The sequence below is a fragment of the Aeromicrobium sp. SORGH_AS_0981 genome, from assembly GCF_031453195.1.
In the GTDB taxonomy this organism is placed as follows: Bacteria; Actinomycetota; Actinomycetes; order Propionibacteriales; family Nocardioidaceae; genus Aeromicrobium.
On record NZ_JAVIZD010000001.1, the window covers coordinates 36,090 to 54,963 of the forward strand.

Annotated in this window: 18 protein-coding genes; 10 read left to right on the top strand and 8 right to left on the bottom strand. The window is 71.9% G+C overall.

Annotated elements, in window-relative coordinates; genetic code table 11:
• The first annotated feature begins 21 nt into the window (after window positions 1-21).
• From QE370_RS00195 to QE370_RS00205, 3 genes are all read left to right on the top strand, one after another.
• Entirely contained in the window at window positions 22-1,377 is a 1,356-nt protein-coding gene (locus QE370_RS00195) for a deoxyribodipyrimidine photo-lyase (RefSeq protein WP_309632992.1), read from the top strand.
• Window positions 1,378-1,429: 52 nt separating this feature from the next.
• Window positions 1,430-2,149 carry a hypothetical protein gene (locus QE370_RS00200; RefSeq protein ID WP_309632993.1) on the top strand — a complete coding sequence of 240 codons (720 nt, stop codon included), beginning with the start codon at window positions 1,430-1,432 and terminating at the stop codon, window positions 2,147-2,149.
• Between the two features lie 81 nt (window positions 2,150-2,230).
• Window positions 2,231-3,535 (top strand): hypothetical protein, encoded by a 1,305-nt coding sequence (locus QE370_RS00205; protein ID WP_309632994.1) that lies wholly within the window; start codon window positions 2,231-2,233, stop codon window positions 3,533-3,535.
• Window positions 3,536-3,735: 200 nt separating this feature from the next.
• Here QE370_RS00205 and QE370_RS00210 read toward each other — a convergent pair whose 3' ends face one another.
• A complete protein-coding gene (locus tag QE370_RS00210; RefSeq protein WP_309632995.1) occupies window positions 3,736-4,992 on the bottom strand; it encodes an MFS transporter in 1,257 nt (418 codons plus the stop codon).
• 50 nt (window positions 4,993-5,042) lie between these two features.
• On the opposite strand from QE370_RS00210, the gene QE370_RS00215 reads away from it, so the two are divergent.
• On the top strand, window positions 5,043-5,321 hold the full coding sequence (locus tag QE370_RS00215) for a hypothetical protein (protein ID WP_253025884.1): 279 nt from the start codon (window positions 5,043-5,045) through the stop codon (window positions 5,319-5,321).
• Window positions 5,322-5,326: 5 nt separating this feature from the next.
• Here QE370_RS00215 and pdxH read toward each other — a convergent pair whose 3' ends face one another.
• Window positions 5,327-5,983: a pyridoxamine 5'-phosphate oxidase gene (pdxH, locus tag QE370_RS00220; protein ID WP_309632996.1), complete on the bottom strand. Its 657-nt coding sequence runs from the start codon at window positions 5,981-5,983 to the stop codon at window positions 5,327-5,329.
• A gap of 80 nt (window positions 5,984-6,063) precedes the next feature.
• Here pdxH and QE370_RS00225 point away from each other — a divergent pair, with 80 nt between their 5' ends.
• The gene (locus QE370_RS00225; protein WP_253025882.1) at window positions 6,064-7,182 is read left to right on the top strand and encodes a citrate synthase 2; all 1,119 of its coding nucleotides are present in this window, start codon (window positions 6,064-6,066) and stop codon (window positions 7,180-7,182) included.
• 110 nt (window positions 7,183-7,292) lie between these two features.
• Window positions 7,293-8,111: an aldo/keto reductase gene (locus tag QE370_RS00230; protein ID WP_253025880.1), complete on the top strand. Its 819-nt coding sequence runs from the start codon at window positions 7,293-7,295 to the stop codon at window positions 8,109-8,111.
• Between the two features lie 119 nt (window positions 8,112-8,230).
• Here the strand turns inward: QE370_RS00230 and QE370_RS00235 are convergent, their stop codons facing one another.
• A complete protein-coding gene (locus QE370_RS00235) occupies window positions 8,231-8,437 on the bottom strand; it encodes a hypothetical protein (protein WP_253025878.1) in 207 nt (68 codons plus the stop codon).
• A 180-nt stretch (window positions 8,438-8,617) separates the two neighbouring features.
• On the opposite strand from QE370_RS00235, the gene QE370_RS00240 reads away from it, so the two are divergent.
• From QE370_RS00240 to QE370_RS00250, 3 genes are all read left to right on the top strand, one after another.
• Window positions 8,618-9,409: a purine-nucleoside phosphorylase gene (locus QE370_RS00240; protein ID WP_253025876.1), complete on the top strand. Its 792-nt coding sequence runs from the start codon at window positions 8,618-8,620 to the stop codon at window positions 9,407-9,409.
• 34 nt (window positions 9,410-9,443) lie between these two features.
• On the top strand, window positions 9,444-11,105 hold the full coding sequence (locus tag QE370_RS00245) for a phospho-sugar mutase (RefSeq protein WP_309632997.1): 1,662 nt from the start codon (window positions 9,444-9,446) through the stop codon (window positions 11,103-11,105).
• Between the two features lie 114 nt (window positions 11,106-11,219).
• Window positions 11,220-12,215 carry an IS481 family transposase gene (locus tag QE370_RS00250; RefSeq protein WP_309632998.1) on the top strand — a complete coding sequence of 332 codons (996 nt, stop codon included), beginning with the start codon at window positions 11,220-11,222 and terminating at the stop codon, window positions 12,213-12,215.
• Here the strand turns inward: QE370_RS00250 and QE370_RS00255 are convergent.
• From QE370_RS00255 to mshB, 3 genes are all read right to left on the bottom strand, one after another.
• Complete coding sequence (locus QE370_RS00255; protein ID WP_309632999.1) at window positions 12,212-14,302, bottom strand: VanW family protein; 2,091 nt, start codon at window positions 14,300-14,302, stop codon at window positions 12,212-12,214. The genes QE370_RS00250 and QE370_RS00255 overlap by 4 nt on opposite strands.
• A 160-nt stretch (window positions 14,303-14,462) precedes the next feature.
• The gene (locus QE370_RS00260) at window positions 14,463-14,816 is read right to left on the bottom strand and encodes a hypothetical protein (RefSeq protein ID WP_309633000.1); all 354 of its coding nucleotides are present in this window, start codon (window positions 14,814-14,816) and stop codon (window positions 14,463-14,465) included.
• A complete protein-coding gene (mshB, locus tag QE370_RS00265; protein WP_253027366.1) occupies window positions 14,813-15,727 on the bottom strand; it encodes an N-acetyl-1-D-myo-inositol-2-amino-2-deoxy-alpha-D-glucopyranoside deacetylase in 915 nt (304 codons plus the stop codon). The genes QE370_RS00260 and mshB overlap by 4 nt, the downstream gene beginning before the upstream one ends.
• Before the next feature lie 93 nt (window positions 15,728-15,820).
• On the opposite strand from mshB, the gene QE370_RS00270 reads away from it, so the two are divergent.
• A complete protein-coding gene (locus QE370_RS00270; protein ID WP_309633001.1) occupies window positions 15,821-17,950 on the top strand; it encodes a prolyl oligopeptidase family serine peptidase in 2,130 nt (709 codons plus the stop codon).
• 79 nt (window positions 17,951-18,029) lie between these two features.
• Here QE370_RS00270 and QE370_RS00275 read toward each other — a convergent pair whose 3' ends face one another.
• Together QE370_RS00275 and QE370_RS00280 are read right to left on the bottom strand one after the other, a co-directional pair.
• The gene (locus tag QE370_RS00275) at window positions 18,030-18,314 is read right to left on the bottom strand and encodes a hypothetical protein (RefSeq protein WP_309633002.1); all 285 of its coding nucleotides are present in this window, start codon (window positions 18,312-18,314) and stop codon (window positions 18,030-18,032) included.
• A gap of 24 nt (window positions 18,315-18,338) precedes the next feature.
• On the bottom strand, window positions 18,339-18,773 hold the full coding sequence (locus QE370_RS00280) for a cupin domain-containing protein (protein WP_309633003.1): 435 nt from the start codon (window positions 18,771-18,773) through the stop codon (window positions 18,339-18,341).
• Window positions 18,774-18,874 lie beyond the last annotated feature (101 nt).

Below are 18,874 nucleotides of genomic sequence, written 5' to 3' on the forward strand. Positions count from 1 at the left end.
ACAGCCCGTGCACGCGTGAGGATGAGAACCGTGTCGACCTCCGTGATCTGCTTCCGCTCCGACTTCCGGCTGAACGACAACCCCGCGCTGCGCGAGGCCATCGAGGCGGGTCCGGACGGGGTCGTGCCGATGTTCGTGCTCGACGACCACTACTGGGGACCGAACGGCCGGACCCGCCTGGCCTACCTCATGGCGCTCCTGCGCGACCTCGACGAGCGCGTCGGCGGGCTCACGGTCGTGCACGGCAAGCCGTGGGAGGTGGTGCCGCGCGTCGCCCGCGCGGTCGAGGCCACCAGCGTGCACGTGGCCGCCGACTACGGCCCGTACGAGAAGGATCGTGACGACCGGGTCGAGAAGGCCCTCGCCGACGACGACGTCGCCCTCGTGCGCACGGGCTCGTCGTACGCCGTCGCGCCGGGGCGGGTCACGAAGGACGACGGCAGCCCGTACCGGGTCTTCACCCCGTTCTACCGCGCCTGGCAGCAGCACGGCTGGCGCGCACCCGCCCCCGGCGTGCGGTCGGTGCCCTGGATCCGCGCCGACGTGCGCACCAAGCAGATCCCCGACGTCGACCCGCCTGAGGGCGTCACGCTCCCGCCGCTGGGCGAGGACGCTGCCCGGCGCCGCTGGCGCGAGTACCTCGACCAGGTCGACGAGTACGACGACCTGCGCGACCTGCCGGGCCGCGACGCGACGTCGCGCATGTCGGTGCACCTGAAGTGGGGGACGATCCACCCGCGGACGATGCTGGCCGACCTCGCCGACCGAGGCAGCAAGGGGGCCGAGGCCTATGCACGCGAGCTGGCGTTCCGCGAGTTCTACGCCGACGTCGTGCACCACCGCCCCGACACGCTCGCCGGCTACTACGACAAGCGGTTCGAGGCGATGGACTACGACGAGCCGGGCGAGGACCTGCAGGCGTGGAAGGACGGGCGCACCGGGTTCCCGATCGTCGACGCCGGCATGCGCCAGCTGCTCGCCGAGGGCTGGATGCACAACCGGGTGCGCATGATCGTGGCCAGCTTCCTCGTCAAGGACCTGCACCTGGAGTGGACCGTGGGCGCCGACCACTTCCTCGACCTGCTCGTCGACGCCGACCCGCCGTCGAACCAGCACGGCTGGCAGTGGGTCGCGGGCTGCGGCACCGACGCGTCGCCGTACTTCCGCATCTTCAACCCGACGTCGCAGGGCAAGAAGTTCGACCCCGACGGGACCTACGTGCGTCGCTGGGTGCCGGAGCTGCGCGACGTGCCGAAGACGTTCGTCCACGAGCCGTGGAAGCTGGACGAGCCGCCGGCCGACTACCCCGCGCCGATCGTCGACCACGCCGAGGAGCGCGAGGAGTCGCTGCGTCGCTACGCGGCGCTGCGCTCCTGACCCTGCACCGAGGGTCGTCGTTCGCGGGCGGGTCCGTGGTTACGGTGGGGCGGTGACGACGATCCCGCGCAGGTACAACGGTCCCGAGCACTCCGGCAACGGCGGGTGGGTGAGCGGCCTGCTCGCCCACGAGCAGACCCAGCGGCACGGCGACGAGGTCGTGACGGCCACGCTGCGCCAGCCGCCCCCGCTCGAGGTGCCGCTCACCTGGGAGGAGCACCCCGACGAGGTGCGCCTCGTGACCGCCGGCGGCGCGCTCATCGGCGAGGCGGCCGCGGGGACGTTCGAGCACGATCCCCTGCCCGCGCCGTCGGCCGAGGAGGCCGAGGCGGGCGTGGCGTCCTACCCCGGCTTCACGCTGCACCCGTTCGACCGCTGCTTCACCTGCGGCACGGACCGCGAGCCCGGCGACGGGCTGCGGCTGTTCACGGGTCCGGTGGGCGACGGCCGGCGCACGGCAGGCACCTGGACGCCCGACCCGGGCGTGGCCGGCGACGACGGGCTGCTCGACGTCCCGACCACGTGGGCGGCGCTGGACTGCCCGGGCGGCTGGGCCGCCGACTTCACCGCGCAGGCGATGGTGCTCGGCCGCATGACGGCGCAGGTGCTGCGCCGTCCGTCCGCCGGCGAGCCACTGGTCGCGTCGGGCCTGCTGCGCGAGCGCGACGGCCGCAAGTTCCGCACCGCCACCGCCCTGCACACCACCGACGGCGAGCTGCTCGGTCGCGCCGAGCAGGTGTGGATCGAGATCGACCTCGCCCGCTTCTCGTGAAAGCAGCTCTCCCACCGCACAGAACTCCGACCGCAACGGTCGCGTCTGCATGTTGTCAGCGGGATCTGCGACGCTGACCGGATGACCGTAGGTGCGAGTGCACATCTCCTGTTCCCCGACATGGCAACGCCCGACTACGAGCTCGGGTCAAAGGTCGCCGCCGCGCTCGCCGTCGGGTCCTCCTGGAAACACAGGAAGGTAGAAAGCCTGCGCCTGCTCGAAGGGGAGCTTGGCCGGCGGCGGGTCTCGCTGGACTTCACGCCCTACGGAGATGCAACCGTCGGAGGTGAGGCCGGACAGCCGACGTGGCGCATCGTGCCCTTGACGATGCTTGAGAAGCGACCGCTCAGAGATTTCGACCTTCAGGACCAGGACGGACGTCCGTTGACTGTTCTGGGGCGCGCCGACGACGGTTTCGTAGCCTGGTCAGTCCTCGCAGAACGCTTCAGGGTCGACCTCGACCATGATCTGGGACCCGACATCCTCCAGGCCCTGTACGACGTGGTTCACAGCCCTTCTCCGGAAGCAGCCAAGCTTGCGGACGACCTCGTCGACGGCACGGTTCAAGGTGCAAGCGTGTTCCAGGCCGAGCGTCTGGACCAGGAAACGAGGAACCTCGTTCAAGACTTGGCTCGAAACTTTCTGCTCATCACCCTCCTGCCCTTCGATTCTTGCCAGAGGCAGATCGTGAAGTACTCGTCGCACTGGCAGATTGATCCTCCGGACGAGCTACCGACGCTTGTGGAGCGCTTCCAGGTGGGACTGGGGCTGAGAGCGTTACCTCTGCAGCTGGACGTCGGCGGAGCCTCGGACGCGGCGTCGTACCACCTGGAGGTCCATGCGGTACCGGGAATGCTGATCTCCCACATGTCACTACCGATGGGAGCGGGCGACTCACCTTTTCGTGAAGACGATCAGATCGGGTTGATAGGACACACGGTCGAGTCCTACGACGTCTCGCCGCAGGAGAAGGCAGTCTTGAGCCTCATGGTTCCCCGCGGGGGAATGAGGTCAGTTGCACTCTTCACCACTGCCTTCACGAGCGTGGTCTTCGCCCTCGAACGACTGCTGCCCGGCGCGCATGAGGCTCTCCTGACCAGCAGCGACGGCGCTGCTGCCGTGCTGCTCATCATTCCTGCTGCTTACTCGCTGGCGCTCTCACGACCGAGCGAGAACGCAGTGCTCTCGCATCTGTTGTGGCCGTTGCGCTTGCTGACGGTCGTCTGCATCGTTCTCCTGCTCGCCGGGGCGGCGAGCCTTGTTGGAGTCCTGCATTCGCCCTTCACAGACGTGCTGTGGTGGAGCGGTTCTGCCGTTGCTGCCACATCCCTGGCGATCCAGTGCTGGGCCTGGCTTGTGTCGGAGGCTCGGGGTACAACATGGTGAGAGCGCGATACGCTGGCGACGGAGGAAACTGACATGGCCCGGAAGATCAAGACCACTGAGCGTGCGATGGGAACTATTCGCTCCATCGAGGGAACGCGTCAGTCCTCGTCGTCTGCAACCCGGTCCGTCGTCTCGGGCCGCTACGTCAAGCCCAGTCACTCCAGCCCCAAGCCCACCTGAGGAGACCTTCGCCCTGCTGGTCAGGGCGTGGGGTTGCGCGCGTCGTAGGCGCGGAAGCCGCGCGACCGCAGCCCGAACCAGGCCGTCGCGGCCACGCAGAGCGCGCCGCCGACGGTCATGGCCCACGCCTCGCCGGCCAGGCCGGCCAGCGAGCCCATCACGAAGTCGCCGAGTCGCGGACCACCGGCCACGACGACGATGAACACCCCCTGCATCCGACCTCGCATCTCGTCGGGCGCGGCGGTCTGCAGGATCGTCGACCGGTAGGCCGCGCTGACCATGTCGGCCGCACCCGAGCAGGCCAGCATCAGCACGCACAGCCACAGCAGCGAGGCTCCGGAGAACACCGAGACGCCGGCCAGGGCCACGACCGTGCCGTACACGCACACGGCCGCGACGACGGCCACGCCGTGGCGGTGGACCCGGCTGACCCAGCCGGAGACGACGAAGGCGGCCACCGCACCGATCCCGGGTGCCGCCTGCAGCAGCCCCAAGGTCTCCGGCCCGGTGGCGAACACCGTGACGGCGAGCGCCGGGAACAGCGCCCTCGGCTGCGCGAGCACCATCGCGAACAGGTCGACGACGAAGGTCATGCGCACGTTCGGGGCGGCGCCGAGGAAGCGCAGCCCCTCCACCACCGACCGCAGACCGGGCGCCCCCTGGTGCGATGTCGGGGGCATCGCGGGCAGCCGCGACAGCGAGTACAGCGCGGCGACGAACAGCACGACGTCGACCACGTAGGCGGCGTCGACGCCCTTCCACGCGATGAGCACGCCGCCGAGCAACGGCCCGGCCGTGAAGGAGAGGTTCGTCGCCGCCATGCCCAACGCGTTCGCGGCCGGCAGCAGCTCGGCCGGGAGCAGCCGCGGCAGCATCGCCGAGCGAGCAGGCTGGTTCACGGCGAACAGCGCCGACTGCACGGCCACCAGCCCGTAGAGGAACCCCACGGAGTCGATGCCGGCAAGGCTGTGCGCGACGAGCGCCATCGAGCACAGCCACAGCCCGAGCGCCGAGGCCAGCGCCACCCGACGTCGGTCGAAGGCGTCGGAGAGCGCGCCGCCGTAGAGACCACCGAGCACGAGCGGCAGCAGCCCGGCAAGCCCGATCAGGCCGACGGAGAACGACGAGCGGGTCAGCGAGTAGACCTCGAACGCGATCGCGACGATCGTCATCTGCTGGCCGAAGGCGGACACGGTCTGGCCGATCCAGAGCCGTCGGTACGCCGGGGAGGCCCGCAGCGGGCGCACGTCGGTCAGCACCCCGGACAGTCGACTCACGCAACGATCCTGACGCATGCCCCGGACCCGACGGTTGGCAGGATGCCCTCATGGCCCGCGCACCGATGTCGACGCAGAAGGTGCAGCAGTGGATCATCAGCCTGCTGGTGCTCGCCGTCTCGTGCTTCCCGCTCGGTGCCCTCACCGCCGCGGTCGCGATGCTCGCCGACGAGCGGCACGACGCGGCACTGGTGCTGGTCGGCGTGATGGCGGCCCTCGGTATGGCCGCGGTGTCCGCCGGGCGCCTCGTCCACCGGCTCTCCCCCGTGTCGCCGTGGACCCTGCTCGGCCTGCTCCCGGCCCTCGCCGCGGCGGCGCTCTACCTCTGACGTCCCTACGGCTGGAGCCGCACGCGTTCCCATCCCCCCACGTCGCGGCGGTACAGCAGCCGGTCGTGCACACGGTTGCGTCGACCGTGCCAGAACTCGATGGTCTCCGGGACGAGGAGGTAGCCGCCCCAGGTCGACGGTCGCGGCACCTCGCCGTCGCCCGCCGCGTCCTCCGCCGCCCGGACCTGGGCCTCGAGCGCCCGCCGGTCGGTGACGGGTCGTGACTGGTGGGAGCCGACGGCGCCGACCTGCGCGCCGTGCGGTCGGCTGGCGAAGTAGGCGTCGCTCTCGGCCGCCGGCAGCCGCTGCACCGATCCCTCCACCCGCACCTGGCGCTGGAGCGGGTGCCACAGCAGGGTCGCGGCCGCCCGCGGGTTCGCCTCGAGCTCGCTGCCCTTGCGCGACGTGTAGTGCGTGAAGAACGTGACGCCGCGCTCGTCCAGGCCCTTCATGAGGACGATCCGCACCGACGGGCGACCGTCGAGGGTGGCCGTGCCGAGCGCCATCGCGTTCGGCTCCGGCACGCCAGCGTCGACGGCGTCCCGGAGCCACCGGGCCAGGAGGTCGAACGGGTCGTGGCCCGCCTGCGCCTCGTCGAGCCCACCCTCCTCGTACTCGCTGCGCATCGCGGCCAGACGGTCGTGGTCGATCGGACGCTCCATGCGGCTCACGCTAGCGCCGCCCGGACCAGCCAGCAGGACTCGCCGTGCCGGGTGCTCATGGCTCAGGGCAGAATGCAGGCATGGCTGATGACGTACAGGTGCACCACGGGCTCGAGGGAGTCGTCGCGTTCGAGAGCGAGATCGCCGAGCCCGACAAGGAAGGGTCCGCGCTGCGGTACCGCGGCGTCGACATCGACGACCTCGTCGGCCGTGTGCCGTTCGAGAAGATCTGGGGACTCCTCGTCGACGGCCACTACGAGCCGGGCCTGCCGCCCGCCGAGCCGTTCCCCATCCCGGTCCACTCCGGCGACATCCGCGCCGACGTGCAGAGCGCCATCGCGCTCACCGCGCCGGCCTGGGGCCTGCGCCAGCTGTACGACATCCAGACCCCCGAGCAGGTCCGCGAGGACCTCTCCCGCACCGCCGTCATGATCCTGTCGTACGTCGCCCAGGCGGCGCGCGGCGTCGGCCTCCCGATGGTGCCGCAGGCGGTCATCGACGAGCAGGAGACGATCGTCGAGCGCATGCTGATGCGCTGGCGCGGCGAGGTCAACCCCGACCACGCCAAGGCCATCGACGCCTACCTCGTGTCGGCCGCCGAGCACGGCATGAACGCCTCGACCTTCACCGCGCGCGTGATCGCCTCCACCGGCGCCGACGTCGCCGCCGCGCTCTCGGGCGCGGTGGGCGCCATGTCGGGACCGCTGCACGGTGGCGCGCCCTCGCGCGTGCTGCACATGATCGAGCAGGTCGAGAAGTCCGGCGACGCCGAGGGCTACGTCAAGCAGCTCCTCGACTCCGGCGAGCGCCTCATGGGCTTCGGGCACCGCGTGTACCGCGCCGAGGACCCCCGCGCCCGCACCCTGCGCCGCACGGCCAAGGAGCTGAACGCGCCGCGCGCCGAGGTCGCCGAGGCCCTGGAGCAGGCCGCCCTGGCCGAGCTGCGTGCCCGCCGCCCCGACCGCGTGCTCGAGACCAACGTCGAGTTCTGGGCGGCCATCGTCCTCGACTTCGCCGAGGTGCCCCCGAACATGTTCACCGCGATGTTCACGTCGGCCCGCACGGCCGGCTGGAGCGCGCACATCCTCGAGCAGTACAAGAAGGGCCGGCTCATCCGTCCCTCGTCGATCTACGTCGGTCCGTCCGAGCGCAAGGCCGACGAGGTCGACGGCTGGAACCCGGCCTGGGCCGACCGCTGACCCCACGCCCCGCGCGATCGCACGGCGCCCGTCCCGACCACGTCGGGGCGGGCGCCGTCGTCGTCGCGGCTCGGGCTGCGCATCACCAGCAGGCCCCTACGGTGGGAAGCATGACCGTACGCGACATCGCACTCAACGACGGCACGACGATCCCGCAGGTCGGCTTCGGCGTGTTCCAGATCGACCCCGCCGACACCCAGGCGGCCGTCGAGCAGGCGCTCGAGGTCGGCTACCGCCACATCGACACCGCCCGGATCTACGGCAACGAGGAGGGGGTCGGCGCCGCCCTGAAGGCCACGGGCCTCGCCGACGAGGTCTACGTGACCACCAAGCTGTGGAACGAGGACCAGGGCCACGACTCCACGCTGAGCGCCTTCGACGCCAGCATGGGCCGCCTCGGCATCGACACGCTCGACCTCTACCTGATCCACTGGCCGACGCCCGCGCACGACACCTACGTCGAGACCTGGAAGGCCTTCGAGCAGCTCAAGGCCGACGGTCGCGTGCGCTCGATCGGCGTCTCCAACTTCCGCGTGCAGGACCTGCAGCGCCTCGCCGACGAGGGACTCACGACCCCCGTGGTCAACCAGATCGAGCTGCACCCCGCACTCACGCAGGACGTGCTGCGCGCCTACCACGCCGAGCACGACATCGTGACCGAGGCGTGGAGCCCGCTGGCCCAGGGCGAGGTTCTCGACGAGTCCGCGGTCGTGGAGATCGCGCAGGCGCACGACGCGACGCCGGGCCAGGTCGTCCTGGCGTGGCACCTCGCGCTCGACAACGTGGTCTTCCCGAAGTCGGTGACGCCGTCGCGCATCGCCGAGAACTTCGCCGCGACCGAGCTGACGCTCTCCGACGACGAGCTGCAGCGCATCAGCGCGATCAACCGCGACGAGCGCACCGGGCCGGACCCGGCCGAGTTCAACTGACCCGCACGCGACGAGACCCTGGCCATCCCCCCGAACGGCCAGGGTCTCGTCGTGTGTGATGGACCATCCCCCCGAGATGCTCCACCGCCGACCCGTCCCCCGACAGGCCGGACGTCGTGTCAGCCGGCGTCAGGCACCAGTCCCGCGACCAGCGGCTGGATGCCGGCGGTGTCGTCGAGCGGCTGGATGCCCTCGCCCAGGGGCTGGATGCCCTGGCCGAGCGGCTGGATTCCCTGGACGGTCGCGTTCGCGGCGGCCGGAGCCATCGTGAACAGGGCGGCGGCACCGGCTGCTGCGATCATGGAGCGCGTGCGGTTCGTCGACACCGTGGTTCCTTCCGTGGTCGTCCTGGTAGCAGGAGACTACACCGAACTAGTCCTTTGGGACTAGACCCCGATAGTCATCTCTTTGTCCCAATTCCTCGCGCGTCCTGCCCTGCAACGCCGGGCGTGCTGGTCGAGACCGGCCGCGGGTGGCGCGACCGCCACGTCTCGTAGGGTGGGACGGTGACCACCGCAGACCTCGCCCGCGCCGCCGCGGATGCCCTGGCCGAACGAACCGGAGGGGCGGCCCACGACGTCGCCCTCGTCATGGGCTCGGGCTGGCTGCCCGCCGCCGACGCGCTCGGCACCCCCGACCACGAGATCGCGCTCGCGGACCTGCCCGGCTTCAGCGCCCCCGCGGTCGCCGGCCACGGCGGGACCGTCCGCTCGGTGCAGGTGGGCGAGCGTCGCGCCCTGGTGTTCCTGGGCCGGACCCACTTCTACGAGGGCAAGGGCGTGGCTGCCGTCGTGCACGGCGTCCGCACCGCAGCGGCCGCCGGCGTGCGGACGGTCGTGCTGACCAACGGCTGCGGCGGGCTCGACCCCCGCTGGACGCCCGGCACCCCCGTGCTGATCAGCGACCACATCAACCTGACCGCCACCTCCCCCATCGAGGGCGCGAACTTCGTCGACCTGACCGACCTGTACTCGAGCCGGCTGCGTGCGCTCTGCCGCGAGGTCGACCCGTCGCTCGACGAGGGGGTCTACGTGCAGTTCCCCGGACCGCACTACGAGACGCCGGCCGAGATCGGGATGGTCCGTGCGATCGGGGGAACCCTGGTGGGCATGTCGACCACGCTGGAGGCGATCGCCGCCCGCGAGGCCGGCCTGGAGGTGCTCGGCCTGTCGTTGGTGACCAACCTCGCCGCCGGCATCTCCGGCGAGCCCCTGAACCACGAGGAGGTGCTCGAGGCCGGGAAGGCGGCCGCGAGCCGCATGGGCGCCCTGCTCGCCGACGTCATCCCCCGCATCTGAGCCTGACCGGCCACCCACGCCCCGAGGAGCACCCATGTCCGTCGTCGACCTCGCACTCGACTGGATCAGCCAGGACCCCGACCCGCAGACCCGAGCCGAGCTGCAGGCCCTCGTCGACGCCGACGACACCGCGGCGCTCGAGGACCGCTTCGGCACCCGTCTGCAGTTCGGCACCGCCGGGCTGCGCGGTGCCCTCGGCGGCGGTCCGAACCGGATGAACCGCGTCATCGTCGCCAAGGCCGCCGCAGGGCTCGCCGCCTACCTGCGACGCGAGGTCGACGGGGAGCCGTCGGTGGTCGTGGGCTACGACGCGCGGCACAACTCCGACGTCTTCGCGCGCGACACCGCCGAGATCATGCAGGCGGCGGGCGTGCGCGCCTACCTGCTGCCCGAGCACCTGCCCACGCCGGTGCTCGCCCACGCGATCCTGCACCTGGGCTGCTCGGCCGGCGTCATGGTGACGGCGTCGCACAACCCGCCGCAGGACAACGGCTACAAGGTCTACCTCGGCGACTCCAGCCAGATCGTGCCGCCCGCCGACACCGACATCTCCGCGCTCATCGACGAGGTCGGTCGGGTCGACGAGCTGCCCCGCAGCGACGAGTACACCGTCTGCGGTCCCGACGTGGCCGAGGCCTACGTGCAGGCCGTCGTCGACCTCGCGCACGACGGCCCGCGCGACGTCGTCGCCGTGTACACGCCGATGCACGGCGTCGGACGCGACACCCTCGTCGAGGTCGTGCGCCGCACCGGCTTCCCCGCCCTGCACGTGGTGCGCGAGCAGGGCGACCCCGATCCCGACTTCCCCACCGTCGCGTTCCCGAACCCCGAGGAGCCGGGCGCGATGGACCTGGCGCTGAAGCTCGCCGCGGAGGTCGAGGCCGACGTCATCGTCGCCAACGACCCGGACGCCGACCGATGCGCCGTGGGAGTCAGGGACGGTGAGGCGTTCCGGATGCTCACGGGCGACCAGACGGGAGTGCTGCTGGCCGAGCTGCTGCTGCGCCGCGGCGTGGACGGCACGTACGGGTCGTCGATCGTCTCCTCCGACATGCTCGGCCGGCAGGCCGAGGCGCACGACCGGCGCTGGCAGCAGACCCTCACCGGCTTCAAGTGGCTCGGCAAGATCGGCGACCTCGCGTTCGGCTACGAGGAGGCGCTGGGCTACAGCGTGGCCCCGCACGTCGCGCGCGACAAGGACGGTGTGTCCGCGATCCTCGCGGTGCTCGAGCTCGCGGCGGAGCTGAAGGCCGAGGGACGCACGCTCCTCGACCTGCTCGACGACCTCTACCGCGAGCACGGGCTGCACGCGACCGGTCAGCTGTCGGTGCGCGTCGACGACCTGTCCATCATCGCCGACGCCATGAGCACGCTGCGCACCACGCCGCCGCGGCTGCTGGGCGGCCTGGAGGTGACGGCCGTCGACGACCTCGCGGACGGGTACGCGGGCCTGCCGCCCACCGACGGGATCCGGCTGGCCCTGGCTCTGCCGCCGGCGACGGAGGCCGCCCCCCACGGACCCGCGATCGACTCGGCGCGCATCATCTGCCGCCCGTCGGGCACCGAGCCCAAGCTCAAGTGCTACATCGAGGTCGTCGTGTCGGTGCAGGACTCCGTCGAGGTGTCGCGCGAGCAGGCCGACGCCACCCTGGACGCGCTGCGCTCGGACCTCGCGACGGCTCTCGGCCTCGCGTAGGTCGCGCTAGTTGTGATGTCCAGGGACGTTGTTGTCGACCTGGGTGAAGGGTGAAGGCCTCCTGTGGTGAGAGTGGAGCTGTCTAGGAACCGCTTCACGCACCAGGAGGCCTTCGTGTCCCACGCTAACGCTGCTCTGACCCCACGCGCCCGGTTGAGGCTCGCGAAACTGATCGTCGAGGACGACTGGCCCGTGACTGCGGCGGCGAAGATGTTCATGGTCTCTGTCCCGACCGCCCGCAAGTGGGCGAGCAGGTTCCGCACGGAAGGGCCTGCCGGGATGGTCGACCGCTCGAGCCGGCCGCGCTCGTGCCCACATCGCACGTCCGAGGCGGTGAAGCGCCAGATCGTCGCTCTGCGGTGGCGTCAGCGTCTCGGGCCGGTGCAGATCGGCGGGCAGCTCGGTCTGGCACCGTCGACCGTCCACGCTGTTCTGGTGCGTTGTCGGCTCAACCGGCTGCGTCACATCGACCGGGTCACCGGTGAACCGATCCGCCGCTACGAACACCCACATCCAGGATCGATGATCCACGTCGACGTCACCAAGTTCGCGAACATCCCCGACGGCGGAGGCCACCGCTTCGTCGGGCGACAGCAAGGGCGGGTCAACGCCATCGCCACCGCGACCAGAACCGGTGAGCGGAGCCCGACCTACCGCCCGGTCATCGGCACCGCGTTCGTGCACACCGTCATCGATGACTACTCCCGCCTGGCCTACGCCGAGATCCACGCCGACGAGAAAGCCGCCACCGCGATCGGAGTCCTGCAACGGGCCGTGGCCTGGTTCGCCGACCACGGCGTCACCGTCGAACGCGTCTTGTCCGACAACGGCAGCTGCTACCGCGCCCACGCCTGGACCCAGGCCTGCACCGACCTCGCGATCACCCCCAAACGGACCCGGCCCTACCGACCCCAGACCAACGGCAAGATCGAACGCTTCCACCGCACCCTCGCCGACGGCTGGGCCTACGCCCGGCACTACTCCAGCGAGACCGAACGCCGCTCAGCCCTCCCGCACTGGATCCACTCCTACAATCACCACCGGACCCACTCCGCCATCGGCGGCCCGCCCATCAGCAGGATCAACAACCTGCCTGGACATCACAGCTAGTCGTCGTCCTTCTTCGGCTCCGGCTCCTTGCCGCAGATGATGCGGTCGGCCGCCTGGTAGACGGCGGTGTCGGTCTCGCGCTTCACGACGCGACCGTCCTTACGCAGGGTGCGGTAGATGTCGATGTCGAAGCCGGGCAGCGCACCCTGGGGTGCGCAGGAGGCCGAGTCGTCGTAGCGCGTCTGCCCGGTGCGGAAGTTGCGCCGTTCGGACTGGCCCGCCTCGACGTCGAACTCCTTCGTGCCCCAGATCTGCACCGTGGTGCGGCCGACCCCGCCCGGCGAGCTCGGCTGCACGAACGAGCGGATGAGCACGCCGCTCTTCAGGTTGTTGCGGAAGCGCAGGTCGAGCGACCCGAAGTAGACGGTCGCCTCGCGACCCACGGGGTAGCGGTCGATGTAGAACGCGTGCGGGTGGTGCTCCACGTCGTCGAGGCCGGCGAAGAAGGCGGCGTTGTAGGTGGTGGTGACCACCTGCGACACGCCTCCGCCGAGCTCGTCGCGGAAGCGACCCCCGTTGATGACCGAGCCGCTGGTGAACCCGTTCGCCGCGGTCCGCTCACCCACGGTGTCGTTGAAGGAGAACGTCTCCCCTGGCTCGACGATGGTGCCGTCCAGCAGCTGGGCGGCTCGGCCCTGGTTGATGTTGCGGTACTCGGCGTGCGGGTACTCGGTGGTGAACTCGCTGACCTTCTCGGTGATGCGCAGGGCCTTGGCGTCCTCGGTGGTGAACTCCGGCTCGACGACCTTGGCCTCGACCGTCACGGCGCGCTCGGCACCGCTGCGCGTGAGCACCGGCACGAGCTTCTCGGCCATCTCCTTCGGCTGCAGGCCGATGCCCTCCTTGCCCGGCACGACCACGGGACGCTCGCCGCGGATCTCCACGGTCGCGTCGACCGCCTTGCGTCCGATGCCGGTGGTGGCGTCGGTGAGGGGCGCGGCGAGCCGCTCCGGGTCGATGACCGGGGTCATCGTGCCGTCGACCGGCTCGACGCGCAGGGCGGGCGCGTAGGCGGTCACGGGAAGCTCGACCTTCTGGCGGCCGACCTGGATGGTCACCGGTGCCGCGACGGCCGGCCGGGCGATCGAGGAGACCGCCTCGCGCAGGCCCGCGACGTCGACGGCGGGCTCGACCGCGGTCGTCGGGACCTCGACCGGCTCGTCCTGCACCAGGTACTCGTCCTGGATGAGCCGGGCCGTGGCGGCGGTGCGGATGGTGAGGCCGTCCTTGGGCTGACGCGCGCGGGGCGCAGCGTCGGGGAAGGTGATGAGGGCCTCGGTGACGGGCACGTCGACGGCCTCGCCGATGCCCTGGACGGCCGACCGCAGCGCCTTCTCGTCGACGTCGAGCACGGGGGCACGGTCGCGGCTGCCGACCACGAGCGCGACCATGTCGCGCGGGTCCCAGCTGCGCGCGCCGCCCGCCGCGTCGACGGAGGCGTCGACGTCGAGCGCGAGACCGGCGTCGGACGGCGTGATCTCGAAGCGCTCGTCGCCGTGGACCAGGACGACCGGGTCGTCCTGCTTCGGGCCCAGCTCCTCCTCCAGCGTCGCGCGTGCGTCGGCGGGCGACATGCCGCCGACGTTGACGCCGCCGATGGTCGTGCCGGCCGCGAGCCGGCTGCCGGTGAGCAGGTAGCCACCGACGTAGAGGCCGCCGAGCAGGACGACGGCGGCGACGAGCGCCCAGCGCCCCCAGTGCCGCCCGGACCCCTCGTCGCCCGGGTCGCCGACGTCGCCGTCGACGTCGCCCGCCGGGGGCTCGTCGGACCAGCCGTCGGGGTCCACCGCGTGCGGCGGGGGTGCCGCGGCGAGCGGTGCGTCGTCCTCGACGTCGTCGGTGGTCGCGGCGGTCGCGGGCGACTCGGCACCCTCCGGCTCGTCCTCGGCCCACTCGTCCTCGGACCGCTCGCCCTCAGCGCGGGGGGCGTCGTGGTCGGCGAGCGACCAGCTCTCCGTGGGGGCGTCGTCGAGGTCGAACTCGTCGGACTCGACCACCGGCTCGACGTCGGCGTCGGAGACGGTCTCGTCGAGGTGTCCCTCGTCGGTACCCTCCACGTCGGGCGACTCCGGTCGCTCGTCGTTCATGCCTGGCTCCCTCGGGTGGTCGGCTCTGCGGCGACGATCGCGCGATCGTGCCCCGTGCGACCGGTAGTACAACAGAGGATCGACCCCTGCGTCACGCTCGTCGGCGCCGGTCGCATTCCTCCCATGATGACGGAGCGACCCCGGCGGCCCCGCACCGCGCTCACCTGGCGAGGCGCGGCGCGACCACGACCGCGGCCGCGCAGAGCCCCAGGCCGCCGATCGTGAAGGTCCACCCGAGGGTGTCCGAGGCCACCAGGTAGGAGCCGGTCGACTGCACCTGCTGGAGCAGCAGGACGAGGGTCCAGCCGAAGCCGAACCAGGCTGCGCCGACCCGCACGAGACCGTCGCAGGCGACGGCCGCGGCGAGCGTGGCCACGAGCGCGAGCACGAGTCCCCACGGGACGTCGAGGCCGCCCGCCCCCACCGTCATGCGGTGCACGACGGCACCGAGCGCACCGACCCACGCGCCCAGCAGCAGCACGCCGACGCGGGCGAGGACCGCCCGCACGCTCACACGCCCGTGCCGGCGAAGAGGTCGTCCTCGAACGACGTGCCGGGCACGGGTGCCGCCACACCTTTCACCAGCCGGTAGTGCTCGGTGCCCCACGCGCGGAACGCCACGTCGTTGGACAGGGCGAAGAACGGTCCGTCGACCGAGATCTGCGTGGCGTGGGCGCGCATGGCGTCCAGCTTCGCGTCGACCCACGGGCTGCCGTCGATCTCCGCGTCGAGGTCGTCGTCGTCGATGGCGAACGGCGGCAGGTGGTCGGGGTCGAGACCCTCCATGAACTGCAGGTCGCCGGCCGCCCGGATCTCCTTGATGCCCTCGCGCATCGCCCGCGCCGACATCGCCGTCCAGTAGACCTTCGCGACGTCCCACGCGTCGCCGAGGTCGTGGCGGTAGGAGCGGGCCGCGGCGAGCGCGACCGCGTAGTGCGCGACGCGGTGCGCCTGCACGTGGTCGGGGTGGCCGTAGTTGCCGAAGTCGTCGTAGGTGACGAGCACCTGGGGACGGACCTCGCGGATCACGGCGACCAGCTCGTTCGTCGCCTCGAGCAGGTCGGCGTGCCAGAAGGCGTTCTCGTGGATGTCGTCGGCGGCCGTGGCGTTGCCGTCGTCGCCCCACTTCATGCCGGAGTCGCGGAAGCGGCCGTCGCCACCGAGCCTGCGGAAGTCCGTGACGCCCAGCAGCCGCATCGCCTCGGTCAGCTCGGTGAGCCGGTGCTCGCCGAGCGCGTCGTCGCGGTCGGCGGCCAGGTGCTCGAGCTCGGGCACGAGGATCTCGCCCATCTCGCCCAGCGTGCAGGTGACCAGCGTGACGTGCGCTCCCTCGCTCACGTACTTCGCCATCGTGGCGCCGTTGTTGATGGTCTCGTCGTCGGGGTGGGCGTGGACGAGCAGGAGACGACGGTCGGGCAGGGGCATGAGGTCAGCGTATCGGCGGGCCGGGCACCCGACGGTCGGGCGAGGCGAGCGGGTGATGCCGGCCCCCGACCGTCCGGATGATGGGATGGGCGCATGAGCGTCTCCTACCCTCGTCTCGCCGCCCGCACCGCCCGGTTCACCCTCGGCATCCCCCGCGACCTCACCGTCTCGCCGGACGGCTCGACCGTGTGGTTCGTGCGGACCGCCGACGGCGTCTCGCGCACCGGTGCGCTGTGGGCGCACGACGTCGCGACGGGCGAGGAGCGCGTGCTCGTCGACCCCGCGACGCTGCTGGCCGACGGCGAGCAGCTCTCGGCGGCGGAGCGGGCCCGCCGGGAGCGCTCCCGCGAGCAGGGCGCGGGCGTCGTCGGGTACGCGACCGACACGGCGGGACGCTGGGCGTCGTTCGCCCTCTCGGGTCGGGCCTGGGCGGTCGAGCTGGCCTCGGGCGAGGTGCACGAGCTGCCCGCCGTCGACGGCGTGATCGACCCGCGGGTCGACCCGACCGGCCGGCGCGTGGCGTACGCGGCGGACGGGGCGCTGCGCGTCGTCGACCTGCCGGGGAACGCGTCGGGCGCCGGGCCGGCCGACACGGCCCTGGCCACGCCCGACACCCCGACGCAGGTGTGGGGGCAGGCCGAGTTCATCGCCGCCGAGGAGATGGGGCGCTTCCGCGGGTTCTGGTGGGCGCCGGACGGCGAGTCGCTGCTCGTCGAGCGGTACGACGACGCCCCGGTCGCGACCTGGCACGTGGCCGACCCCGAGCACCCCGACCGCGCGCCGGTCGAGCAGCGCTACCCCGCCGCCGGCACCGCCAACAGCGACGTCACCCTCTGGCACGTCACGCTCGACGGACGTCGCACCGAGGTCGTGTGGGACCACGAGCGGTTCGAGTACCTGGCCTCGGTCACGTGGACCGAGCACGGCGCACCCGTGCTGCAGGTCCTCACCCGCGACCAGCGCACCGCGGAGGTGCTTGCGGTCGACGTCGCCGACGGCTCGACGCGCACCCTCCGCACCCTCACGGACGAGGCGTGGGTCGAGGTGCTGAGCGCACCGCGGTACGCCGCCGGTGGTCGGCTGGTCTCCGTCGAGGACGTCCCGGGGTCGGACGGCACCGGGTCGGACGGGGAGGAGGCGCGCCAGGTCGTCGTCGACGGCACCCCCGTGGGTCCGCAGGGATGGCAGGTGCGCGGCATCGTCAGCACCCACCCCGACGCCGTCGTCGTGACCGCGTCGCAGGAGCCCACCGAGGTGCAGGTCGTGCGCGTCGGCCTCGACGGCTCCGTCGAGCCGCTGACGTCGGGGCAGGCCGTGCACGGGGCCGCGGTCGGCGGGGGCACCACGGTGGTCAGCCGGTCGGCGCTCGACACGGTGGGCACGACGTTCACGGTGCACCGCGACGGCTCCGACGACGTCTCGCCGCTGCGCGTGGTGGCCGAGCCGGCTCCCTTCGACCCCGCGGTGACGATGGTGGCGGTCGGTACCCGACAGCTGCGCGCCGCCGTCCTCTTCCCGCGTGACCATGTGCCGGGGTCGCGGCGCCTGCCCGTCCTCATGGACCCCTACGGCGGACCGCACGCCCAGCGCGTGCTCGCGTCGGCCCGCATGTTCCTCGAGGCCCAGTGGCTGGCCGACCAGGGCTTCTGCGTCGTCGTCGCCGACGGTCGCGGCACGCCCGGGCGCGGCAAGGCGTGGGAGCGCGAGGTGCTCGACTCCTTCGCCACGGTGACGCTCGACGACCAGGTCGACGCCCTCGCCGGCGTCGCCGAGCGCTGGCCCGACGACGTCGACACGTCGCGCGTGGGCATCACGGGATGGTCGTACGGCGGCTACCTCTCGGCGCTCGCGGTGCTCGCCCGGCCCGACGTGTTCCACGCGGCCGTCGCCGGCGCGCCCGTGACCGAGTGGCGGCTCTATGACACCTGCTACACCGAGCGCTACCTGGGCCACCCCGACGAGCAGCCCCACGTCTACGACCGCAACTCGCTGCTGCCCCTCGCCGAGCGGCTCGAGCGACCGCTCATGCTCATCCACGGGCTGGCCGACGACAACGTGGTCGCCGCGCACACCTTGCGCCTCTCCTCGGCCCTGCTGGCCGCGGGCCGGGCGCACACGGTGCTGCCGCTGTCGGGCGTCACCCACATGACCCCGCAGGAGGTCGTCGCGGAGAACCTCAAGCTGCTCCAGGTCGACTTCCTCCGCACCCACCTCGACGCCTGACGCGTCCTGCGGACCTGATGACGGTCCTCGCCGCGGCGAACGTCATCAGGTCCACGAAACGCGGCGCGGGGACTCCTCCCTACTGCTGGCGCTTGAGGCGCTTCGGGGCGGTGGGGAGGTCGGGGACCGACGGCGGAGCCGTGTCGGCGCGGCGCGGGTCGCCGGGCAGCCAGCCCCCGTACACGTCGACCATGTCGACGACGCGCTCGTCGAACGGCTCCACGACGACCGCCCAGGCGCGGTCCTCGGAGTCGTCCTCGCCGGCGAACCCCTCGGCCCGGGCAGTCACGGTGTAGCCCTCGGCCTCGAGGGCCTTCACGAGCTCCGCGGCGTCGTCGCGCTCGTCGAACCAGATCTCGTCCATGGCCCCCGATCGTAGGACGTCGGGTCAGCCCTCGTGCAGGGCGAAGTCGTCGAAGTCGAAGCCGGGCGAGACCACGCAGCTCACCAGCGCCTCGTGCTCGCCCGGGAGCGTCCGCTGCCAGACGCCCGCCGGCACGAGCAGCTGCGACACCTGCGTCGGGCCGACGCCCACCACGTGCCGCTCGACGGCGTCCGGCGCGGCCCCCGACCCGCCGAGCTCGAGCGCGACCTCGCCGGTGTGGGCCAGCCACAGCTCGTCCGACACGACCCGGTGCCAGGCGGAGGAGTCGCCGGCCGGCAGGAGGAACCAGATCAAGGTCGCGGTGGGCCTGACGCGACCGTCGGGCAGGGTCACGTCGACCGGCGAGCGCCACGTCTGGCGGTACCAGCCACCCTCCGGGTGGGGCTCCAGCGCGAGGCGGACGGCGGTGCTGGGGACGTCGGAGGCCTTGGCGGTCATGGCTGCACGGTAGTAGCCTGGAGGTCCCCTACCCGCGAGGTGATCCGCCACCGTGAAGCTCTGAGGTCCGAGCCCAGCGCACGTCCTGCGACGTCAGCGCG

Coding starts and splice junctions, on each gene's coding strand:
- QE370_RS00195 (WP_309632992.1), top strand. CDS start 22: ATGAGAACCGTGTCGACCTCCGTGATCTGCTTCCGCTCCGACTTCCGG.
- QE370_RS00205 (WP_309632994.1), top strand. CDS start 2,231: ATGACCGTAGGTGCGAGTGCACATCTCCTGTTCCCCGACATGGCAACG.
- QE370_RS00215 (WP_253025884.1), top strand. CDS start 5,043: ATGGCCCGCGCACCGATGTCGACGCAGAAGGTGCAGCAGTGGATCATC.
- pdxH (WP_309632996.1), bottom strand. CDS start 5,983: ATGGAGCGTCCGATCGACCACGACCGTCTGGCCGCGATGCGCAGCGAG.
- QE370_RS00225 (WP_253025882.1), top strand. CDS start 6,064: ATGGCTGATGACGTACAGGTGCACCACGGGCTCGAGGGAGTCGTCGCG.
- QE370_RS00230 (WP_253025880.1), top strand. CDS start 7,293: ATGACCGTACGCGACATCGCACTCAACGACGGCACGACGATCCCGCAG.
- QE370_RS00245 (WP_309632997.1), top strand. CDS start 9,444: ATGTCCGTCGTCGACCTCGCACTCGACTGGATCAGCCAGGACCCCGAC.
- QE370_RS00255 (WP_309632999.1), bottom strand. CDS start 14,302: ATGAACGACGAGCGACCGGAGTCGCCCGACGTGGAGGGTACCGACGAG.
- mshB (WP_253027366.1), bottom strand. CDS start 15,727: ATGCCCCTGCCCGACCGTCGTCTCCTGCTCGTCCACGCCCACCCCGAC.
- QE370_RS00270 (WP_309633001.1), top strand. CDS start 15,821: ATGAGCGTCTCCTACCCTCGTCTCGCCGCCCGCACCGCCCGGTTCACC.
- QE370_RS00275 (WP_309633002.1), bottom strand. CDS start 18,314: ATGGACGAGATCTGGTTCGACGAGCGCGACGACGCCGCGGAGCTCGTG.
- QE370_RS00280 (WP_309633003.1), bottom strand. CDS start 18,773: ATGACCGCCAAGGCCTCCGACGTCCCCAGCACCGCCGTCCGCCTCGCG.